The sequence below is a fragment of the Herbaspirillum sp. RV1423 genome (assembly GCF_000577615.1).
Taxonomy (GTDB): Bacteria; Pseudomonadota; Gammaproteobacteria; order Burkholderiales; family Burkholderiaceae_D; genus Herbaspirillum.
Genome location: NZ_CBXX010000001.1, coordinates 94,413 through 112,006, shown reverse-complemented (window position 1 = coordinate 112,006; position 17,594 = coordinate 94,413). Strand labels below are relative to the sequence as shown.

The 17,594-nt window shown below is 62.0% G+C and carries 13 protein-coding genes; 3 read left to right on the top strand and 10 right to left on the bottom strand.

All coding sequences use genetic code 11. The features are described from left to right. Window positions 1-4 precede the first annotated feature (4 nt). Both RV1423_RS28840 and RV1423_RS00510 read right to left on the bottom strand, forming a co-directional pair. Entirely contained in the window at window positions 5-2,482 is a 2,478-nt protein-coding gene (locus tag RV1423_RS28840) for an aldo/keto reductase (protein ID WP_081768625.1), read from the bottom strand. A gap of 18 nt (window positions 2,483-2,500) precedes the next feature. Then, window positions 2,501-3,436 carry a glycosyltransferase family 2 protein gene (locus RV1423_RS00510; protein WP_034292484.1) on the bottom strand — a complete coding sequence of 312 codons (936 nt, stop codon included), beginning with the start codon at window positions 3,434-3,436 and terminating at the stop codon, window positions 2,501-2,503. A 588-nt stretch (window positions 3,437-4,024) separates the two neighbouring features. On the opposite strand from RV1423_RS00510, the gene RV1423_RS00505 reads away from it, so the two are divergent. The 3 genes from RV1423_RS00505 to RV1423_RS00495 are packed head-to-tail and all read left to right on the top strand — an operon-like array spanning window position 4,025 to window position 7,442. Further along, window positions 4,025-4,831 carry a WecB/TagA/CpsF family glycosyltransferase gene (locus RV1423_RS00505; protein WP_231502001.1) on the top strand — a complete coding sequence of 269 codons (807 nt, stop codon included), beginning with the start codon at window positions 4,025-4,027 and terminating at the stop codon, window positions 4,829-4,831. Further along, on the top strand, window positions 4,828-6,234 hold the full coding sequence (locus tag RV1423_RS00500; protein ID WP_051516389.1) for an undecaprenyl-phosphate glucose phosphotransferase: 1,407 nt from the start codon (window positions 4,828-4,830) through the stop codon (window positions 6,232-6,234). Before RV1423_RS00505 ends, RV1423_RS00500 begins: the two co-directional genes overlap by 4 nt. A gap of 14 nt (window positions 6,235-6,248) precedes the next feature. After that, window positions 6,249-7,442: a GNAT family N-acetyltransferase gene (locus RV1423_RS00495; protein WP_034291976.1), complete on the top strand. Its 1,194-nt coding sequence runs from the start codon at window positions 6,249-6,251 to the stop codon at window positions 7,440-7,442. Here RV1423_RS00495 and RV1423_RS00490 read toward each other — a convergent pair. The 8 genes from RV1423_RS00490 to RV1423_RS00455 are packed head-to-tail and all read right to left on the bottom strand — an operon-like array spanning window position 7,399 to window position 17,585. Then, window positions 7,399-8,172 (bottom strand): polysaccharide deacetylase family protein, encoded by a 774-nt coding sequence (locus RV1423_RS00490; protein ID WP_034291974.1) that lies wholly within the window; start codon window positions 8,170-8,172, stop codon window positions 7,399-7,401. The genes RV1423_RS00495 and RV1423_RS00490 overlap by 44 nt on opposite strands. A gap of 31 nt (window positions 8,173-8,203) precedes the next feature. Further along, window positions 8,204-9,325: an acyltransferase gene (locus tag RV1423_RS00485; protein ID WP_034291972.1), complete on the bottom strand. Its 1,122-nt coding sequence runs from the start codon at window positions 9,323-9,325 to the stop codon at window positions 8,204-8,206. After that, a complete protein-coding gene (locus RV1423_RS00480) occupies window positions 9,322-10,710 on the bottom strand; it encodes a hypothetical protein (protein ID WP_051516388.1) in 1,389 nt (462 codons plus the stop codon). Before RV1423_RS00480 ends, RV1423_RS00485 begins: the two co-directional genes overlap by 4 nt. 4 nt (window positions 10,711-10,714) lie before the next feature. Next, the gene (locus tag RV1423_RS00475) at window positions 10,715-13,081 is read right to left on the bottom strand and encodes a hypothetical protein (protein WP_034291970.1); all 2,367 of its coding nucleotides are present in this window, start codon (window positions 13,079-13,081) and stop codon (window positions 10,715-10,717) included. Beyond that, the gene (locus RV1423_RS00470; protein ID WP_051516386.1) at window positions 13,078-14,451 is read right to left on the bottom strand and encodes an O-antigen ligase; all 1,374 of its coding nucleotides are present in this window, start codon (window positions 14,449-14,451) and stop codon (window positions 13,078-13,080) included. The genes RV1423_RS00475 and RV1423_RS00470 overlap by 4 nt, the downstream gene beginning before the upstream one ends. Next, window positions 14,435-15,373, bottom strand: coding sequence for a glycosyltransferase family 2 protein (locus RV1423_RS00465; protein WP_034291967.1), 939 nt, complete (start codon window positions 15,371-15,373; stop codon window positions 14,435-14,437). The genes RV1423_RS00470 and RV1423_RS00465 overlap by 17 nt, the downstream gene beginning before the upstream one ends. Beyond that, window positions 15,370-16,659, bottom strand: coding sequence for a lipopolysaccharide biosynthesis protein (locus RV1423_RS00460; RefSeq protein WP_231502000.1), 1,290 nt, complete (start codon window positions 16,657-16,659; stop codon window positions 15,370-15,372). The genes RV1423_RS00465 and RV1423_RS00460 overlap by 4 nt, the downstream gene beginning before the upstream one ends. After that, on the bottom strand, window positions 16,632-17,585 hold the full coding sequence (locus RV1423_RS00455; RefSeq protein WP_034291963.1) for a polysaccharide biosynthesis tyrosine autokinase: 954 nt from the start codon (window positions 17,583-17,585) through the stop codon (window positions 16,632-16,634). The genes RV1423_RS00460 and RV1423_RS00455 overlap by 28 nt, the downstream gene beginning before the upstream one ends. Window positions 17,586-17,594 lie beyond the last annotated feature (9 nt).

Sequence of the window (17,594 nt, the reverse complement as noted above, 5' to 3'; positions counted from 1 at the left end):
GCTGCTATTGCACGGCGCGCGCCAGCGCCGCCACGCGCTCCACACGCCGGGTCGAGACCAGGATGGAGCCGGTGGCGTTGCGTTGCAATGCCTGACGCAAGACGGCAGCGGCATCCGTTTCCGGCTGCGTGCCGCTGGCCAGATAGCCGTAGGTGAATTGCAGCGCGCGCTGATGCCTGGCAAGCACGTCGGCCTGGCGTTTGTCGAGACTGTCGCGCACCTGCACTACTTGCGCCAGCGACGGACTGGCTTCCAGCATCGCCGCAATCAGCGGCGCTTCGCCGGCAATGCCGAAATGCCGGATTTTGCCGGACTGCACCAGGGATTCGAGCCAGCGCTGCCACTCGTCGGTGGCAATCAGCGCCTGCGCCGGTTCATGCAAAAACAGAATATCCAGCCAGTCGCGGCGCAGACGGCGCAGACTGCCTTCCAGACTTTTTTGCGCGCGTGCGATGGTCCAGTCGGCCACCGGTTTGTTGAGGAACGGCAGCGCCTTGCCGGCGATCTTGCGCAGCAGGAGTTCAGGCACCCCAGGACCGGCGCCGTCGGGGCCGTACAGGCCGACTTTGCTGGCGATGGTGATGTGCTGCAGTGCGCTTGCCGGCAACTCGCCCAGCGATTGTTCGGCGAGTCCGAAACCGTAATAGGGCGAGGTGTCGAAATGCGTGAAGCCGGCATCCAGCGCCGCCGTCAACAAGGCTTGCCGTTGCGATTCCTTGAACAGGTGGTGCAGGCTGGCGGTGCCGAAAGACAGGCGGCTGACGTCGAACGCAGTGCCGGGAATGCGGATGGAATGCATGCGTGGAGTTCCTGGTTGGGAGGGGATGGGCGGTTGTTCGGCAAGAGGACCGGCAAGCCGGTCGGATAATCGCGCCGCCAGACGCGCTGCCAGCGCAACCGCGAGGAAGGTCGGATTGGCCTCGCCGGTGGTGGGAAAAACGCTGCTCGACGCGATATGCAGATTGGCCACGCCATGCACTTGGCAATGTCGGTCGACCACACCCAATTGCGGATCGTCATGCATGCGCGTTGTGCCGACCTGATGGAATCCGTCCGTCGCCTGTTCCATGACATGGCCGATGCGCTGCCCGAGAGGGCGGTGATATTCGACTTTTCCTTTGCCGGCAGCGCGCAGCCCCCGATCCAGAATCTCGTGTGCTTTCAGCACCGACTCGGCATCGGCCCTCAGGTAACGGAAATCGATGGTCAGGCGCGGCACGCCATGTGCATCGCATTCCTGATTCAACGTGACGCGGCTTTCCGGATTCGGAATCTGCTCGGCGTGATAGTTCAGCGCATAAGCGCCGCCCTGGTTGCGCAGCACGAAACCCGGCTTGCGCACCGCGGAGAAATAACGCAGGCGCAGTATCGCGACAACGTCGGTGACCGCTTGCCAGGGGCGGCGCAGGATATTCAGAAAATGTGCGCCGTAACGATGAGGCGGCGGACCCAGATGGCGCAGACGGATCGCTTCCGAAATCATGCGCCGTCCGATTGCGGGAAACGACAAGCCGAGGAAGACCAGCGACAACGTCGGATTGCGATGACGTTCGTCATGGAACGGTGGATTGTCCGCGAAGAACGAAGTATTGAATACGTGGTCCCGGCGCTGCGCCGCTGCGGTCAGGGTGAAGCGGCGCCGGACATACGTCCCGCTGTCGTCGGTGAAAAAATCGAGATCGGAAAAATCGTCCGGCCGCGTCAGCACGATGTTCGCGATGCTGCCGAAAATGTGGCCCATGTAATAGCGTCCGAGCGGCCCGCCGATGCCGCCGAACAATGCCGGATATCCTTGCTGCGCCGACAGCAGCAGGCGCGTGGTTTCCATTCCGCCGCCCGCCAGCACGTAGTGCCGCGCATGCACGGCGACCACGGATTTCTTGTGATGGGCCTGCAGGAATTTGACGCTGCGTTCATCGTCCGCGAAGGCGATGCTGGTGACGGTGGCGTTGAACAGGATGTGGATGCCGGGCGAGGCCAGTGCGCGCGGTCCCAGGCGCGGCGCGAGTTTGGGCTGGCGCGTCCAGCGCTCCAGTTGCGACAGTTCGATGTCGTCCATCTCCGGCCAGCGCAGCGGCGCCTTGCGGAACTGTTCGTTGCCGCAGTCGAGGTAGTCGGCGGCTTTGCCGTACCAGGGCAGGACTTCTTCCAGCGTGAACGGCCAGCCGGAGTGCGGCACGTAGTTGCGCGCTTCAAAATCGATCGCCTCGAACGGCACGCAGCGCCCGCCCCACAGCCAGGAACTGCCGCCCAGGGCGCGATTCGAAGCCAGCTCCATGGGCGCATGGGTTTTTTCATCGAGGATGGCGGCGCGCGACCACTCCTGCGTTGCCGGATTGCATTCGGCACTGCCGGATTCCAGCATCAGCACTTGCAGCCCGTGCGCCGCGGCTTCCATCGCCAGCGCAAGCCCGACCGGACCGGTGCCGACGATGCAGAGGTCAAACGTTTGATTGGCCGGCAGCACTGTCAGTATTGGCATGGCGTTCCGAGTGTAAATTTATTTTTTGCCGACAATGAAATTCTTCAGCCGCGCCATTTGCCACTGGCGCAGATAGCGTCGGAATTCGAGGTTTTCATAACGGGGCAGGCCGCGCAGTCCGGACCAGAAATAGCTGAAGATCATCAGCAGGCCACCGATGATCACTGGTTTTTCGCGCATGCGGTTGATGCCGGTGGCGATGGCGTACAACGGATGGTAGCCCATGTACCAGTTGCCGCGTCCCCAGCGCAGCCGGCCTTCATAGATGTGCTTGTCGGACGAGCCCATGATGCGGTGGTGCCACAACCAGGCTTGCGGATCGTAGTAGCAAAAGGTCTTCCAGCCTTTCATCCATGCTGTGTGGACGTCGATGCCGTCCCACGACAGATGCTGGACGAAGCCGCCTATGTCTTCGAAGGCAGTGCGCCGATAGAGCTTGAACTGACCGGCCACCTGCTCGTCGATGTGGCTCTCTTCAATGTACTGGCCGTTCTCATGGCGATAGACTTTGCCGGACACGGCGGCCAGCCCGGGATCCTCATCAAGTTTGCGGAACATATGTTCCAGGTAGTGCGGACCGAACGACATGTCGCCGTCGAGCTTGGCGATGTACTGGTAATCCTTGTGCTCGATATGTTCCATGCCAAAATTGAACGCAGCGATCACGCCGCCGCCCAGTTTGCGGAAGCCGCGATCCTGGCGCGGCAGCAGGCGGATGAAGGGATATTTTTCAACGTATTCGCGCACGATGTCGGGGGTGGTGTCGGTCGAGCCGTCGTCCACCAGTATCCATTCGAGCGGGCGGCAGGTCTGCGCGACCATGGAGTCCATGGTGAGACGCAGATATTGGGATTCATCGCGCACCGGCGAAATGATGACCAGGGGAACGATGCGTGGATTGACCGCCGGCGGCGCCTCCACTGCTTCGAGAGTTTGCTTGTGGACATCTTGCATGAGCGCTTCCTTCTGCATATTTTCCCAATAGTAAATGGATTTGTTGCGGAGGCCCGTTTTGCTTATGCTTGCGTATGCTGTCTGAAGCATGCAGGCAAATCAAGGATCGATGTAAATACGTCGTCAAAAAACGGTACAAATATAGTAATATTGTCAAAATAATATCAAAATAATGATTGTATATGACTAGAACTAATTTCATAAATAGGCATGGGTGTGAGCTTTCCCTGTTTGGGATGAAGTGCAAGGCGCGAATCGGGATCAAGACTGAACGTCTTGACCACGATTCGTAACGCGGCAATTCGCCCAAACAGGCCGCTCCCTTCGGGTTCTTCCCAGAAAGGGCGCTGGCCGCGTTGCGCTCCTTGCCGCATTGCACATTCGGCACCGCCACGCGACGCGTCACGCCCTTGCATGGCGCATCTGCGCTTGCAAGCGCAGACCGTTACGCAGGCGCGCAGCATGCTGCGCGAAATCCCTGCTACACCCTTGCAAGTGCCCTTTCTGGGAAGAACGTATCTCACGTCTATTTATGAAATGAGTTCTAACTAAATTCGTCGCTTGTTCGACTTCTGATTGCCGGAACGAATGAAAAAACAGACCGCATTTCCCACGTCTCATATGTTCGGGCTCGATATTTGCATAACGAGTTTCAACGGCGCGGTGCATCAACTGACGAATCTGGCCGTCCGCCGCGAGGGGCCACCCGCGATTGTGGTTACGCCCAACGTCGATCATGTGGTCAGACTCGACGCCGATCCCGGCTTTCGCCAGTTGTATGTGCAGGCCGATTACATTTTCGCCGATGGCATGCCGCTGGTCTGGGCCAGCCGCATGACCGATTTGCCGTTGCCGGAAAGGGTCACGGGGTCAGACTTGTTCGTCGAACTGGCGCGGATGGCGGCTGCGCAAAAGTTGCCGGTATTCGTCATCGGCGGTATGCCCGGCCAGGAAGCAATGCTGACAGCAGCGTTTGCCCGCAGGTATCCGGGCCTGCCGGTTGAGCTGTATTGCCCGTCAATGCAATTCGATCCCGCCGGTGCGGAAGGACGGGAAGCGCTGCGCAGGGTCAATGCCGCCAAGCCGGGCATTGTGTTCGTTTGCCTGGGGATGCCCAAACAGGAACGCTGGGCTTTTGCACACCGGGACGAGATGCAGGCCGGCGTGGTGATGTGCGTTGGTGCGGCGATGGAATTCGCGCTCGGTTTCAAGTCGCGTGCGCCGCTGTGGATGCAGAAGAGCGGACTCGAATGGTGCTGGCGCCTGGCGTCCGAGCCGCGCCGCCTGTGGCGCCGCTATATCGTGCAGGGTTCGAAGTTTGCCGGCTTGCTGTGCCGGGAGTGGCGACGGCAGCGTACAATCAATGACAACCAGAGGACAGGGAGCGGCCATTGAGCTTTTATACCGATAAGCGCAACCACCACACCACTTTACTCGGCCTTGCCATCGGTGCAGCTTATGCGCTGGCGATCATTCTGACGCTGGAAATCTGCGTCGCGCTGTATCAATGGGCGGAATTCGCCACTTTCAATTTCGTCGCCGCAGTGGCAGGCGTCACCGGTTTCATCGTGTTCAGCGATTTGCGGCGCTATGCCGTGGACAACGCTTCGCTGATGACACATCGTTTCGGCACCATCGTCCGCTTGTGGATCGGTACCTTTTTCGTTGTGGTGCTGTCGCTTTACCTGACCAAGACTGCTGCCGATTTCTCACGTGTAGTCATGATCATGTGGCTAGTCGCTACGCCCTTTACGCTGACGCTGACCTCGCTGCTGTGCCGCTGGTGGGCCTTGCGCATGTATACCGCCAAGGGCGAGCTCCGCACTGCCATTTTCGTCGGCTTCAGCGAAGATGCGCAACGTTTGGCGGAGTCTTTCCAGACCTCGAAAATGCTTGGCATCACGCCGGTCGGTTTTTTCGACAACCGCCAGGGAACGCAGCGCGTCGGTTCCGAGTTGCCGCGCCTGGGCAGCCTGATGGACGCCATCGGCTGGATCGAACGCAATCCGGTGGATGTGGTGTTCGTCGGCCTGGTGCATGCGCGCTCAAGCGATATCGCGCCGGTGGTGGACGCCTTGCACGACTCGGTGGCGTCCGTGTATTTCGTGCCGGATTCCAAGCTGTTCGGCCTCGGCCACATGCAATACGGCGAGATGGCCGGCACGCCGGTGCTGGTGGCCTATGAGACGCCATTCATCGGGGTGGCGCGGCTGCTGAAACGTTTTGCCGATGTCGTCATATCGCTGTTGATCTTGCTGATCCTCAGTCCGGTCCTGCTGGCGATCGCCATCGGCGTCAAACTTTCTTCTCCCGGACCGGTCGTGTTTCGCCAGATGCGATACGGCGTCGGCGGCCAGAAGATCGTGGTGTCCAAGTTCCGCTCGATGCGCAACGATCCCTTGCCGCAGAATGGCGAGGTCCGGCAGGCGACGGTCGGCGACGCGCGCGTGACGCCGTTCGGACGCTTCCTGCGCAAGACGTCGCTGGATGAATTGCCGCAATTTTTCAATGTGCTGGAAGGCTCCATGAGCATCGTCGGCCCGCGTCCGCATGCGGTCCAGCACAACGAGCTGTATCGCAAGCAGGTCAAGGGCTACATGCTGCGCCACAAGGTCAAGCCTGGCATTACCGGCTGGGCGCAGATCAACGGCTTGCGCGGGGAAACCGATACGCTCGACAAGATGCAGCGCCGCATCGAATACGATCTCTATTACATCCGCAACTGGTCGCTGGCGCTGGATTTCAAGATCATTCTGTACACCGTGCTGGTGGTCTTCAAAGACCGCAACGCATACTGACCGGGGCGCCGCGCATGCCGAAGGCCGTATCCCGACACCTGTTGAGCGAACTGGCCCCGGACGTCGCCGGCCGTTTTGGCGACGGCGTTGCAATATGCGTCCATACTGCGTTCGAGCAAGTTGAAGCGCGTTGGCGCGCGGCGCAAACCGATTGCGCGTCTTACGGTTTCCAGGCATACGACTGGCTGGCGACTTGGCAGCGCACGCTCGGGCAAAGGCAAGGCTGGGAAGTTCTGCTGGTGGAACTGACCGACGCCGACGACCGCACGCTGATGCTGCTGCCGCTCGGGCGCCGACGCAAGTACGGCTTGCGCATCGCAGGTTTCCTCGGCGGCGAGATCACCGACTACAACGCGCCGCTGCTGCGCGCAGATTTCGATGTGTCGGGGTTTGCCGCCTTGTGGCCGGTGATCGTGCGTTTGCTGGGAGGCGTCGATGTTTTCCGCGCACGCCGCATGCCGCAGCATATCGAAGGCGTCGCCAATCCGATGGTGGCGCTGACAGGCATGCGCCAGACCGAACAGGCCCATGCGGCAACGCTGACGGTTGGTTATGAAGCGTTCCAGAAGCAGCGCAGCGCCAAGATGTTCGCCGACACGCGCAGGCAGTTGCGCCGGCTCGGCGAACTGGGCACGGTGCAATTGCTGGTCGATACGCCGGCGCCGCAACGCGTGGAGGTGGTGGCGGCCATGGCCCGGCAAAAAGCGCGGCGCTGGAATGAAACCGGCAGCCGCGACTTGTTCGCGGAAGAGGGCTATCTAGCGTTCTATCAGCATCTCGCGGCGCACGGGCTGGGCGGCGGCGCGATTGTCGTGTCGGCGCTGTATGTCGACGAGCACTTGGTCGCCACGCATTGGGGCATGTGTTACGGCAAGCGCTTCTACTGGCTGATGCCAGGCTATCAGGATGGCGAGTGGGCACGCTATTCGGCGGGGCGTATCCTGCTCGATGCCGTACTCAGGCATTGCATCGACAGTGGGTTGGAGATATTTGACCTGACCGTCGGCGACGAAGCCTACAAGCTGCAATGGGCCGATCACAGCTTGCTGTTGTATGCCGGCCAGCAAGGTCATAGCCTGCGCGGCAAGCTTGTGGTGGCACTCGATGAGGCCTATCGAAGGCTGCGGGCGCAGGCACGCGGCAACGAGCGCCTGCGCGGCCTGGTCAGGCGTCTGCGGCGTTGGCGTACTGCTGCCAGTAATCGATAGCGGCATTGACCGGCAACACTTTGCAGCCGGCGGCAAGCGCCGCCGCGATGGCGCGTTCCAACCGTTCCGGCGTGGTTCCATAGCGGCTCGGCGGATTTTCCACATCATGGGTGTTGACGATCAGCCAACCTTTCTGGCGGGAGGTGCGCTCCAGCAGTGTTTCATAATCCTCGGCATCGACCGCAATGTCGTACAGGCGATGGGTTTTCAGCGCATTCAGGTCGGCGTAGTCTTCATGCGCGCCGCCGCCGGTGATGCGGCTGGAGCGGAAGCGTTTGCTGCAGATGCGTTTGGCGTTGTAGGCGTAGGCGCCGAACGGATAGGCAAAATCCAGCGTCGCGGAATCGACGCCGAACTCGGCCAGGAAGGCGGCGTTGCGGTCGAGTTCGCGTTCAAGTTCGGGAGCCGTCAAGGTATCGCAACGGATGTGCGAATAGCTGTGGCAACCGAGTTCGTGGCCGGCGGCCAGCAGCGCCAGCAAATGGTCGCGGGTGTGGCAAGGCTTGCCTTCTTCGAGGCTGCCGGTGAGGCCGCCCGCGACGTAGAAGGTGCCGCGCGCGCCATGCCGCTCGAGCGTGCGTGCGCCGGCTTCGCAGGCCGATGCGGGAGCATCGTCGAACGTGAAGCTGACCACGCCGATATCAGCGCACAACGGCAGCATTTCCTTGTAGGCGTGCTGCGCCAGTCGTCGGCTGATGCGCAGGGCAAGTTTTGAGGCGGAATCTGGCATGGGCGGTTTTTCCGGAATCCCCTGCACCCCGTCAGTCGGCAACGATATGCGCACCGAAACGACGGCGCCAGCGCAGGAAAGGTTTCTCTACAAAATTGTAAGACGCAACGGCCAGCGCAAATGATAGCAGCACTGCGGTCGCGGCGAATGCGGGGTAGGCCTGCCAGCCGATGCGTTGCGGTCCGAGGCTGCCCGGTCCCCACCAGATCTCCGCGGTCACGATGGCGATCGGATGATAAAGATAGAGCGAGTAGGACCACTTGCCGACGCGCCGCGCCGCGCCGGTTTCCAGCAATCGCGTCAGCGGCGCCAGCGCATCGGTAAAACAAAGCGCCGTCACCAGCGGCATCAGCGCCAGCCCTTGCAGCGAATAGCGCAGCGTGTCGCGAAAACCCGGATGCCGCGCCACGAAGCAGATCAGCAGCAGGAGCAGGCAGACCGCTTGCACCAGATGGCTGGCGGAAAAGCGCCGCCAGTGTTTCTGCGTGTCGTTGGCCAGGATCAGGGCCAGCCAGGCGCCATAGAGGATGGAATCGATGCGCGTGTCGGTGCCCATGTAGATGCGGTCGCTGCTGCCGCCGTTGTGATGCAGGACGACGCGCCACAGCAGCACCAGCGCCACGCCGCCGGCCAGCGCCCAGGAAAAACGGCGCAGGCTGGCTGCACCCGCCAGCAGCGCCACGCAGATGAAAGGGAAGACCAGGTAGTACTGCTCCTCCACCGCCAACGACCAGAGGATGCTGAAAGGATCGAAGCCGTCGCGGCCCTGCCCGAAATGGAAGTAAATGCCGTAGTAATTGGCGTAATAAAACAGCGCGGCCGAGACCTTGCCCCAACTCATGATGCCACCCGCGAGGCTGAACGCCAGCGCACCCAGGACGATGGCGACCAGCAGCGCTGGATAGAGCCTGACCAGGCGGCGCGCATAGAATCGTCCGATGGCGATCCTGCCGTTCTGCGCATGTTCGGCCAGCAGCAGGCGCGTGATCAGCAAGCCGCTGATGAAAAAGAACACTGTCACGCCAAAGCCGCCCGGGATCGCCGAGCTGAAACCCAGATGTGCGACCAGCACCAGCAGCACGGCGAATGCGCGCAGGCCGTCGAGACCGGGGATATAGTCGAAGGAAGGCCGTGCACTGGCGGTCAGGGTCATCGCAGATCCTCAATCTGTTGGCGAGCGCGGTTGTAGCCTTGTTGGTTTTCGTAGATGAACGGCCCGGTGATGTTGTCGAAAGTGTAGTTCAGGCTGGCTTGGATGGTGCTGCGCCGGTAGTAGATGTCGCCGCCCGATCTGGACGTGGTCTGTTCGCGTACGGCGTCGAGGCGGAAGGCCAGCCGGCGCGTGATGTCGTAGTCGTAGCGCAAGCCCAGCCGCAGCAATTGATCGTTACCGCCGGTCGGCGTGCTGATCTGGCTGGTGGCGAAGCCCTGGGATTTTTGCGATTCCAGCGATGCCAGCAGCGACACCCGCGTCTTCGGCGTGGCCTGCCAGACGGCGCGGCCCTGTATGCCCTTGGTGATGACATACAGGCGGCTATCGGCCTCGTCGTTGGCTTGCGGACGATCCCAGATGCGGCCATAGAAGGTCGTCTTCGGCGAGTAATGCCAGTCGATGCCGAGTTCGGCCGACACCAGTCGGCTGTCGTGGTCCGTCCGAGTCCTGAAATGCCGTGCGATAGTGCCGAGGTGACCGACGAAAATTGTGTTCTCGGTATAGCGCCAGGCGGTGTCTGTGAATAGTTCGGTATCGGTGTAGCGCGAGTCGAACTCGGCGATCTCGTCGGCTGTGCGGTTGGGAAAGCTCACCTTGTTGCGCCTTACGCCGCCCGAGAAGGTCGATTTGGTGCCGGAGGTATAGCGGATCGCCGCCTGGATGGCATTGCTGTTCATGTTGTACATCTCGACCCGGCCGGGGATCATGTAGCTCAGGGTTTGCTGGGTCCAGGTCAGCGGCACGTCGAAGCGGTTGGTGACGCGGTAGGCGACCTCGATGTTGTCTTCGCGGATATGCGGAAACTCCGGTTCGACGTTGGAAATGTCGCGCGGGGGCGTGCTGTTGCTGCGCGCTATTTCGCCGCCGAAATAGCTGTACAGCCGGTCGTCGGTGCGATGACGGATGCGGCCGCGCAGCAGGTCGCTGTATTCCCAGTTGTAGATGCCTTCGAATTGCTTCTTCGCCTTGTTCAGGCTGTAGGGGCCGCCGCCATTGATCTGCTCGCTGTAACTGCTGAAACTGCTGCCGTAATGCATCTGCGACACCGACGCAGTCAGTTGCAGATTGGTGCGCTCGGTCGGCAGCGGCAGGAACAATGCGCCGCGCAGATCCGTCGACCACGCCGAGTCCGACGTCTTGAGCTTGTTGTTGCTGTTGTTCGGGAACAGGAAGGGATTGTCGATGCGATACCAGCTCAGGCCGCTTTGCAGTGCGTATTCGGCGGTGGCATTCGCTTGCGGCGCGCCAACCAGTAGTGTCGCGAGCGTTGCGCATGCCAGCATGCCGATGCCGCGGAGTCTGCCGGCGGTCCGGGTTGAGGGCATGACGTCATTCATCGGCAACCACCTCGTACCAGGGGCTGGCCTGGGCAATATCGGCCTGGACGTGGATCGTAGCGAGGCCGTTGTTCAGACTGACGCGATTGCCGCCGAGCGCGGCAAGGCGCTTGCCGCTGCCGTCCAGCGGATAGACCGAGATGCGCCTGGCCTGGGTGCGCAGGCTGATGCGCGCTTCATTGCGCTCCATCCAGACCGGACCTTCGACGTCGCGCGGTCCCGACGGCTTGTCGTTCATGCCGGCATCGGGTTCCAGCGTCCACCATGTGGCTTCGCTCTTGTAACGGACCAGTTCTTTCGGGCGCGGCGGCATTGAGCCTGGCTGATTGCCGGTGATGGCGCTGGAAGCGGAGATCAGGATTTGCCGCGACGCAGCCAAAGGACGATTGTCGAGCGCCGTCAGCAGCACGCCGGTGAAGCCGCGGCTCTTGCCGAGCAATTCGATGGCGACGTTGTCGTCGCCGACGCGGCGTTTCATGAGAAAGCCGAAAAAGCCCCGCGCTTGCGGCGTGCGCAACTGGATAGTGCGTTGTTGTGCGTCGAATTCGAACTCGCCGTTAGGAGCGCGTAGCGGCGTTACCGGCGCAGCCTGTGTCGCCAGTTTCGCGGCGCCGCTGAGATCCATGCCCAGGCGCGCCTGCGTTGCCAGTTGGGGCGTGATGCCGTAGCGCACCGACAAATGGGTTTCGAACGCGCCGGGCTCGCGTGCGGCTGCGATCGCGCGGCGTGCATCGGGAGCCAGCGGAATGGCGATCTGGTTCGGCAGGGTCGCCATCAGGCCGCTGCGGAACAGCATCGCGCTTTGCCCGAAGGCGGCATATTTTCCCCAGTCGCCGCTGAGCGTGAACGCCGACGGCGTCGTCGCCCAGTTGTCGCCGTCGAGGTAGTCGAAGAAGAACAGGCCGTCCCAATCCTGGGCGGCGGCAAAGGCCGCCATCAGCGGCAGGATTTCGCTGCCTTGCTTGTTGGGAAAGGGCTGATTGTATTCGCTGACGACGAAAGGTTTGCGCAGGTCGCGGCGCAAGGCCAGCGCCAGCAGTCGGCTCAGTTCGCCGTCGCTGGCCGAACTGTTGCGGATGCGCCAGTCGTTGCGGTCCCAGGCCGGACCGGGGAAGTCGGGATGGTCGATGTAAAAGTGCTCGTCGAGATAATCCATCTGCGTTTGCGAATCGAAATTCAGTACGCCGCCATATCCCATTTGGGTGCCGGTCACCGGCACCAGCGCATCGGTTTCGCTTTGCACCACTTGGCGCATACGGTTGAAATAGGCGCGGTCGGTGTCGGCCAGGAACATCAGGAAGTCGCGCACGCGCAGCGCTTCTCCGGAAGTGTTCGGCGTGCCGGGGTCGCCTGGTCCGAGGATTTTTTCTGTGAGCGACTTCAGCTTGCCGTCGAGGCGGTCGCGCCATTGGCCGACTTGGGAAGCGTCGGTCGGCGTCAGCAACTGGATCGTCGAATCGCTGGAGACGCAGGTATTCCATGCGGCGCAGGCCTTCGCGGTCGAACCGTAACGTTTGACCAGCCAGTCCTGCCATTGCTTGCGCAGCTCGGCTTCATATGCCCTGGGGACGGCGTCGGTCCACTCGCGGCGTTGCCACGCGGCCAGCAGTGAAGACTCGTTGTTGATCTCGACCATCGCCAGCGCCGGATTGTTGCGCAGGCCGAGGCCGCGGATCAGTTGGCGCGCATACTCTTCCTGCAAGGCCACCATGCGCGGATAGTAGACGTGCAGCGGCGCGCCCAGCGACGTTGCTTCGGCCTTGCCGTCCAATGGCGGCAACTGGTCGACGGCGGGGCGGAAACGGTAGCCGACATGCAGGTTGAGATCGACGTAGATGCCCTGCTGCTTCAGCGCGGCGATGAAGTTGCGCAGCCGCGCGACAGCGACCTGGTTGAAGCTGGGATAGGGCCCCGGCGTGAGCAGGCTGCGCGGCGGACTGTCCTGGGTGCCCGGGCTGCTGTCCATGTGATGCAGACGCACCGCATTGATGCCGAGCTTGCGCAGGCGCAGGGCCAGCCGCACGGCATCGGCGTCGGAGGGGAAATTGGTGGCGAAGCTGAGGTTGATGCCGTACAGGCGCACGCGCGTGTCGTCGGCGGTGTTCGGAAGGTTGTCGGCGCCGACGCGATAGAAGTGGCCGTTGCGCACGAAAATGCGCGCCCCGGCGTCGAGCGGGCGGTTCATCCCTGATCGGTCGGGCGCGCCCGCGAGCTTGTCTTCGTCGATGGCGAAGTTGAAATACTGGATGCCGTTATCGCCGCCGGTGAAGCCGCCGGCAACGGTTTGCGTCATTGCCGGCGCCGATGTCGCCAGGCAAGCCGCCAGCAAGAGCATACGCCACGTCGTCGCGCGGTTCATGACGATACTCCGTTGGCATCATTGCCGGGTTCCTGGGCAGGTTTTTCCCGTTCCGCCTGCTCCATGCGATACACGGTCAGGCGTGCCGAAATCTCCGTCGAAGAATAGAGAAAGAAGATGTTCTGGAACAGCACGCCGCGGAACATTTCACTTTCCGACAAGTTGCTGATCAAGATCAGGATCAACATGGTCCAGTGGAAGGCCGCTTCTTCGCGGTCGATGCGCGTCAGTTTCACCAGATTCAGGATATGGACGATGAATACGCCGGCCAAGATCACGAGGCCGACGATGCCCAGTTCGTTGAGGATGTCGACGTAGCCGTTGTGCGCTTGCAGGGGAATCCAGTGCAGGATGTTGATGATGCCCTGCGACGGACTTCCTTCTCCCAGCCAGAATGCGCCGTAGCCGATGCCCAATATCGGATGTTGTCGCACTTCCAGCATCACCAGGCGCCAGATGTCGGTACGTCCGGTGAGGTCGCTGCTCTTGTGGAACAGTGCGCCGAATGGTGCGAACAATTCATCCCATTCGGGCAGGCGTCCCTGGACGACATAGAAAATCTGCAGGCAGAGCAGGGCGATGACGACCAGGCCCAGCGTCACTCGCCGACCGTCGAATTCGCCGGTCAGGTAACGTCGGCGCGCGAGCAGATAGATGCCGGTACCCAGCGTCGCTACCAGGATGGCGGTGCTGCTCTTGGCCATGATCAGCATGAACAGGCTGAACACGATGCCGAAATAGCAGAGCGAGCGCGGGAAGGTCGTGCCCAGGCTTTCCTTGATCCATAGCACGATGCACAGAGCGGAGATCGCGCCCAGCGTATTTTTTTGCGACACTACGCCGCGCCAGGCGCCTCCCAGTTCATAATCGACGCCGATGCTCGGCAGCACCAGCGACACCACGAAAGACAACGCCATGAGCGTCATCAACGTGCCCAGCATGGTGCGGATCAACTGATGTTTGCCGCCGACCGGCGGCGAGATCGCGATGCCGACTAGCGTCAGGCCGATCAATTGGACGCTGCGTTTGAGCGTGACCACCGGATAGGGCGACCACAGCATGGTGATCAGGCAATACAGGATGATCGCAATCAGCAACGGATTGAGATTCTGCGCATGAAGCAGGCTCCAGCGCCAGTTGCGCCGGGCCAGCCAGGCGCCGATCAGGAACACCGATCCGAACTGGATCTGAAACACCAGCGAGCCCTCGGCATAACTGCCCTGCGGATCGATATTGCCCCAGTTCAAACCGGGCGGCAGCAGCGAGAACGTCATGCTCAGGACGACCAGCAGGGACACGACGAAGGTATTGATATGGCCGAATGTCGATGCCGGCCTCGATGGAGCCAATTGTTCAGTTGCCGTATTCATGATAGCGATGGCCCAGAAGGGCGCTTAATTTGCCGCATTGCGCCAGCGTGATACGCAGCCAGCGGATCGACGCGATGCGGGAAAAAGGAAGGGCCAGTAGCGCCACACCGGCGGCGACCGGCAATTGGACCAGAGCGCGCGCGCCGAGTCGGGTTGCGCGCAGGAAACGTCGCATGCCGCCGAGGCGGGCGATTTCCGAGAGCACATATGTTTGCCCCAGGCGATACGAGCGGCGCAGCAGCCAGTTGAGATTGGCGCGCTGCGCCGGCACTTCTTCGCTGACAGTGGCTTCGTCGCACCAGACGAATCTGGCGCCGTGCGCAAGCATGTCGCGAAACAGCATGGTGTCTTCCGCGCCGGTGCGGCCGAAGTCGGCGTCGAAGGGACCGCCTTCGGGGCCCGCCACAGCCATCAGCTTGCTGCGCCGGATCAGTACGTTGCCGGTGCGCGCATCTTTGGTCGTGATGACGCTGCCGGTGGCGAAGCGGCGGCGATTGAAGAAATCGCCGCGGCGAATCCAGGCCGGCGTGTCGTCGCGGTAGCGCGGCAGCACCGGTGCGAATACGGCGTCGGCGTCGTAGCGGCGCTGGGTTTGCGCCAGCTTGCGTATCCAGTCGGCGTCGGGCGTTTCGTCGTCGTCGATGAACAGCACCCATTCACCCTGCGCCGCATGGACGGCGGCGTTGCGCGCCCGGGCGATGTTGGGCGTGGTTTCGTGGCGCGCATGCAAGGGCATGGCCATGCGGCTTTGCCAGTCGCGCAAGAGTTCTGCTGCGGAGCCGGCCGGATCGTTGTCGACCACCACGACTTCCACACGCAGGCCGTCGCAGACCTGTTCGGTCAGTGCCGTGAGCAGGCGGTCCAGCAGCACAGGGCGGCGGAACGTGCAAATGCAGATGCTGATGTCGACAGGAGCGGTCATGTGTTCTTGCGCCTCAGCATGGGCAGGAAGACGGCCCAGATCAGCAGCAGGTCGAAAACTTCCACGATGATCAACGCCAGGATGGCACCCCAGGCGCCGTACAAGGGGATGAAAACGGATGCCGAAATCAGCATGACGATCAGGCAGGCGACGCCGCTGACCAGCAGCAGCCGGTATTGGTCGTTGCTGGTCAGCCAGGACGAGCCGATCCAGCGCGCCGCGTTGATGGCGAAGTAGCCGCCCCAGGCCAGCACCATCGGTTCGAGGCCGTGATACTTGACACCCAGCACATGCGCCTGCAGCCAAGGCAGCGCCAGCCACAAGACGACGACGTAAAGGACGGTGACGATTTCGATGCCTGCCACCGACGCCCATGCGAGGTGGTCGAGATGCTTCCAGTCGCGCGCTGCAGACAGGCGGCTCACCATCGGCCGCGCCACCCGCGACCAGGCCAGCACCGACAAGGAAATCGGCATCAGCAGCAGGCGCGAAGCATTCAGATCGGCGGCCGCCGCCACGCCCAGCATAGCGGCGGCAATATAAAGATAACTGTAGTTGGTGGCCCATGCCACCAGCGCACCGGGCAGGGCCCAGCGGCCGCGCTGCATGACTTCGGCGACGGCGGCGCGGAATGATGCCGGTTCGTGCGCCTGTCGGGCGTAGCCATGGTCGGTGCTGCGCCACATGCCGACAATATTGGCCAATCCCATGACGAGAAAAATCGCCGGCACAGTGAGATAACCGACCAGCAGCAGGATGCCAACGCCGATCGCCGCTGCCAGCGCATAGGCGATGTCGGTGTGCAGTACGCGGCGCGGACGTGCTTCGATGAAACTGATGCTGCGGTGGTATTCGCGCTGGGCGTTGGCGAAGAGATAGACGGCGAAGGCGATGCCGAGCAGGAGCGGGTGCGCGTCGATCCCGGTCAAGTCGGCGACGAAGGCGCTGCCGGCGCCGAACGCCAGCGCCAGGCCGATGCTCAGTTGCCATTGGAAGCGCAGCAGCAAGGTCGCCAGCCGCGCACGCTCGTCCGGCGATCTGCCGGGCGCGATGGTGGTCAGGGGACCGGTGATCAGCGCTTCGATCACGGTGGAGGCGAAAATGCCGGCGACATACAGTTGCGAGTAGACGCCATAGGATTCCTTGGTGGCCAGGCGGATCAATACCAGGCCAAGCGCAAAGTTCAGGCCGCTCAAGAGGGCCTGGTCGATGAGCGAGGCCAGCGAGTGGATCAGCAGCTTCCTGCTGCTGACGCTGCCTACTTCCGGTGCGGGCCGTTCAGCCATTTGCGCAGACGGCGCCATAGTTTTTTGCCTTTGCCCTCAAGCTGCTCCAGCGCGTCCGGTTCCGTGAACTCGTTGTAGACCGTGCCGATGATTTGCGCGCCGGCTGTTTTCATTTGCGCCTGCGTCTGGCGCAGGTCGTCCAGACGGGAGTAGTGCTGGCGCGCCACCAGCAGGCACATGCCGACCTGCTGGGAAATGGTTTGGGCATCCGAGGAGGTCTGCGCCGCCGGCGTGTCGACGATGAAGACGTCGAAGTCGTCGGCCAGTTGCTTCATCAGCTTGCTGAGTGCAGGCTGCAGCAGGATTTCCAGCGGGTTTGGCGGTTGGGGACCGGCGTTCAGAATGTGCAGGTGCGGAAAACCTTCTGCCAAGCCCCCGGCCGAGATGGCGGTGCGTCCTGCCAACATGGTCGACAAGCCGGTTTTGTTTTCAAGGCCGAACAGCAAATGCTGTTGGGGCGAACGCATGTCGGCGTCGATCAGGAGGGTGCGCTTGCCCATTTGCGAGAACGCCAGCGCCAGGCTCGCGGCCAGATAACTTTTGCCTTCGCCTTCGGCGGAACTGACGATGGCGATGGAGATTTTTTCCTGGTGGCTCAGGCGAATCGACAGTTCGGCACGGATCTGGCGGATCGCTTCGGCCTCCATACCGAACGGCGCGAGCGCGATGTCCAGCGAATCGTCGAGGCCGTCGGTCGGCACTAGCGCAGTGGCGTAGTTGAATTGTTTGGACAGCACCGCCTGCACGTTCTGTTCGGTCAACAGGCCGAGGCGTACGGCAGCCTCGCCGAAGCGGATATTGGCTGAATTCTGCAATTCGACGACGCGGGAGACCTGGTCTTGCGTGAGCAGGCCCGCTTCGACGAAGCGGGAGCCCATTTTGTCGGCGCTGGCTGCGTTTTCTGGTGTGGAGTTTTCTGTTGCCATGGTCTTGGA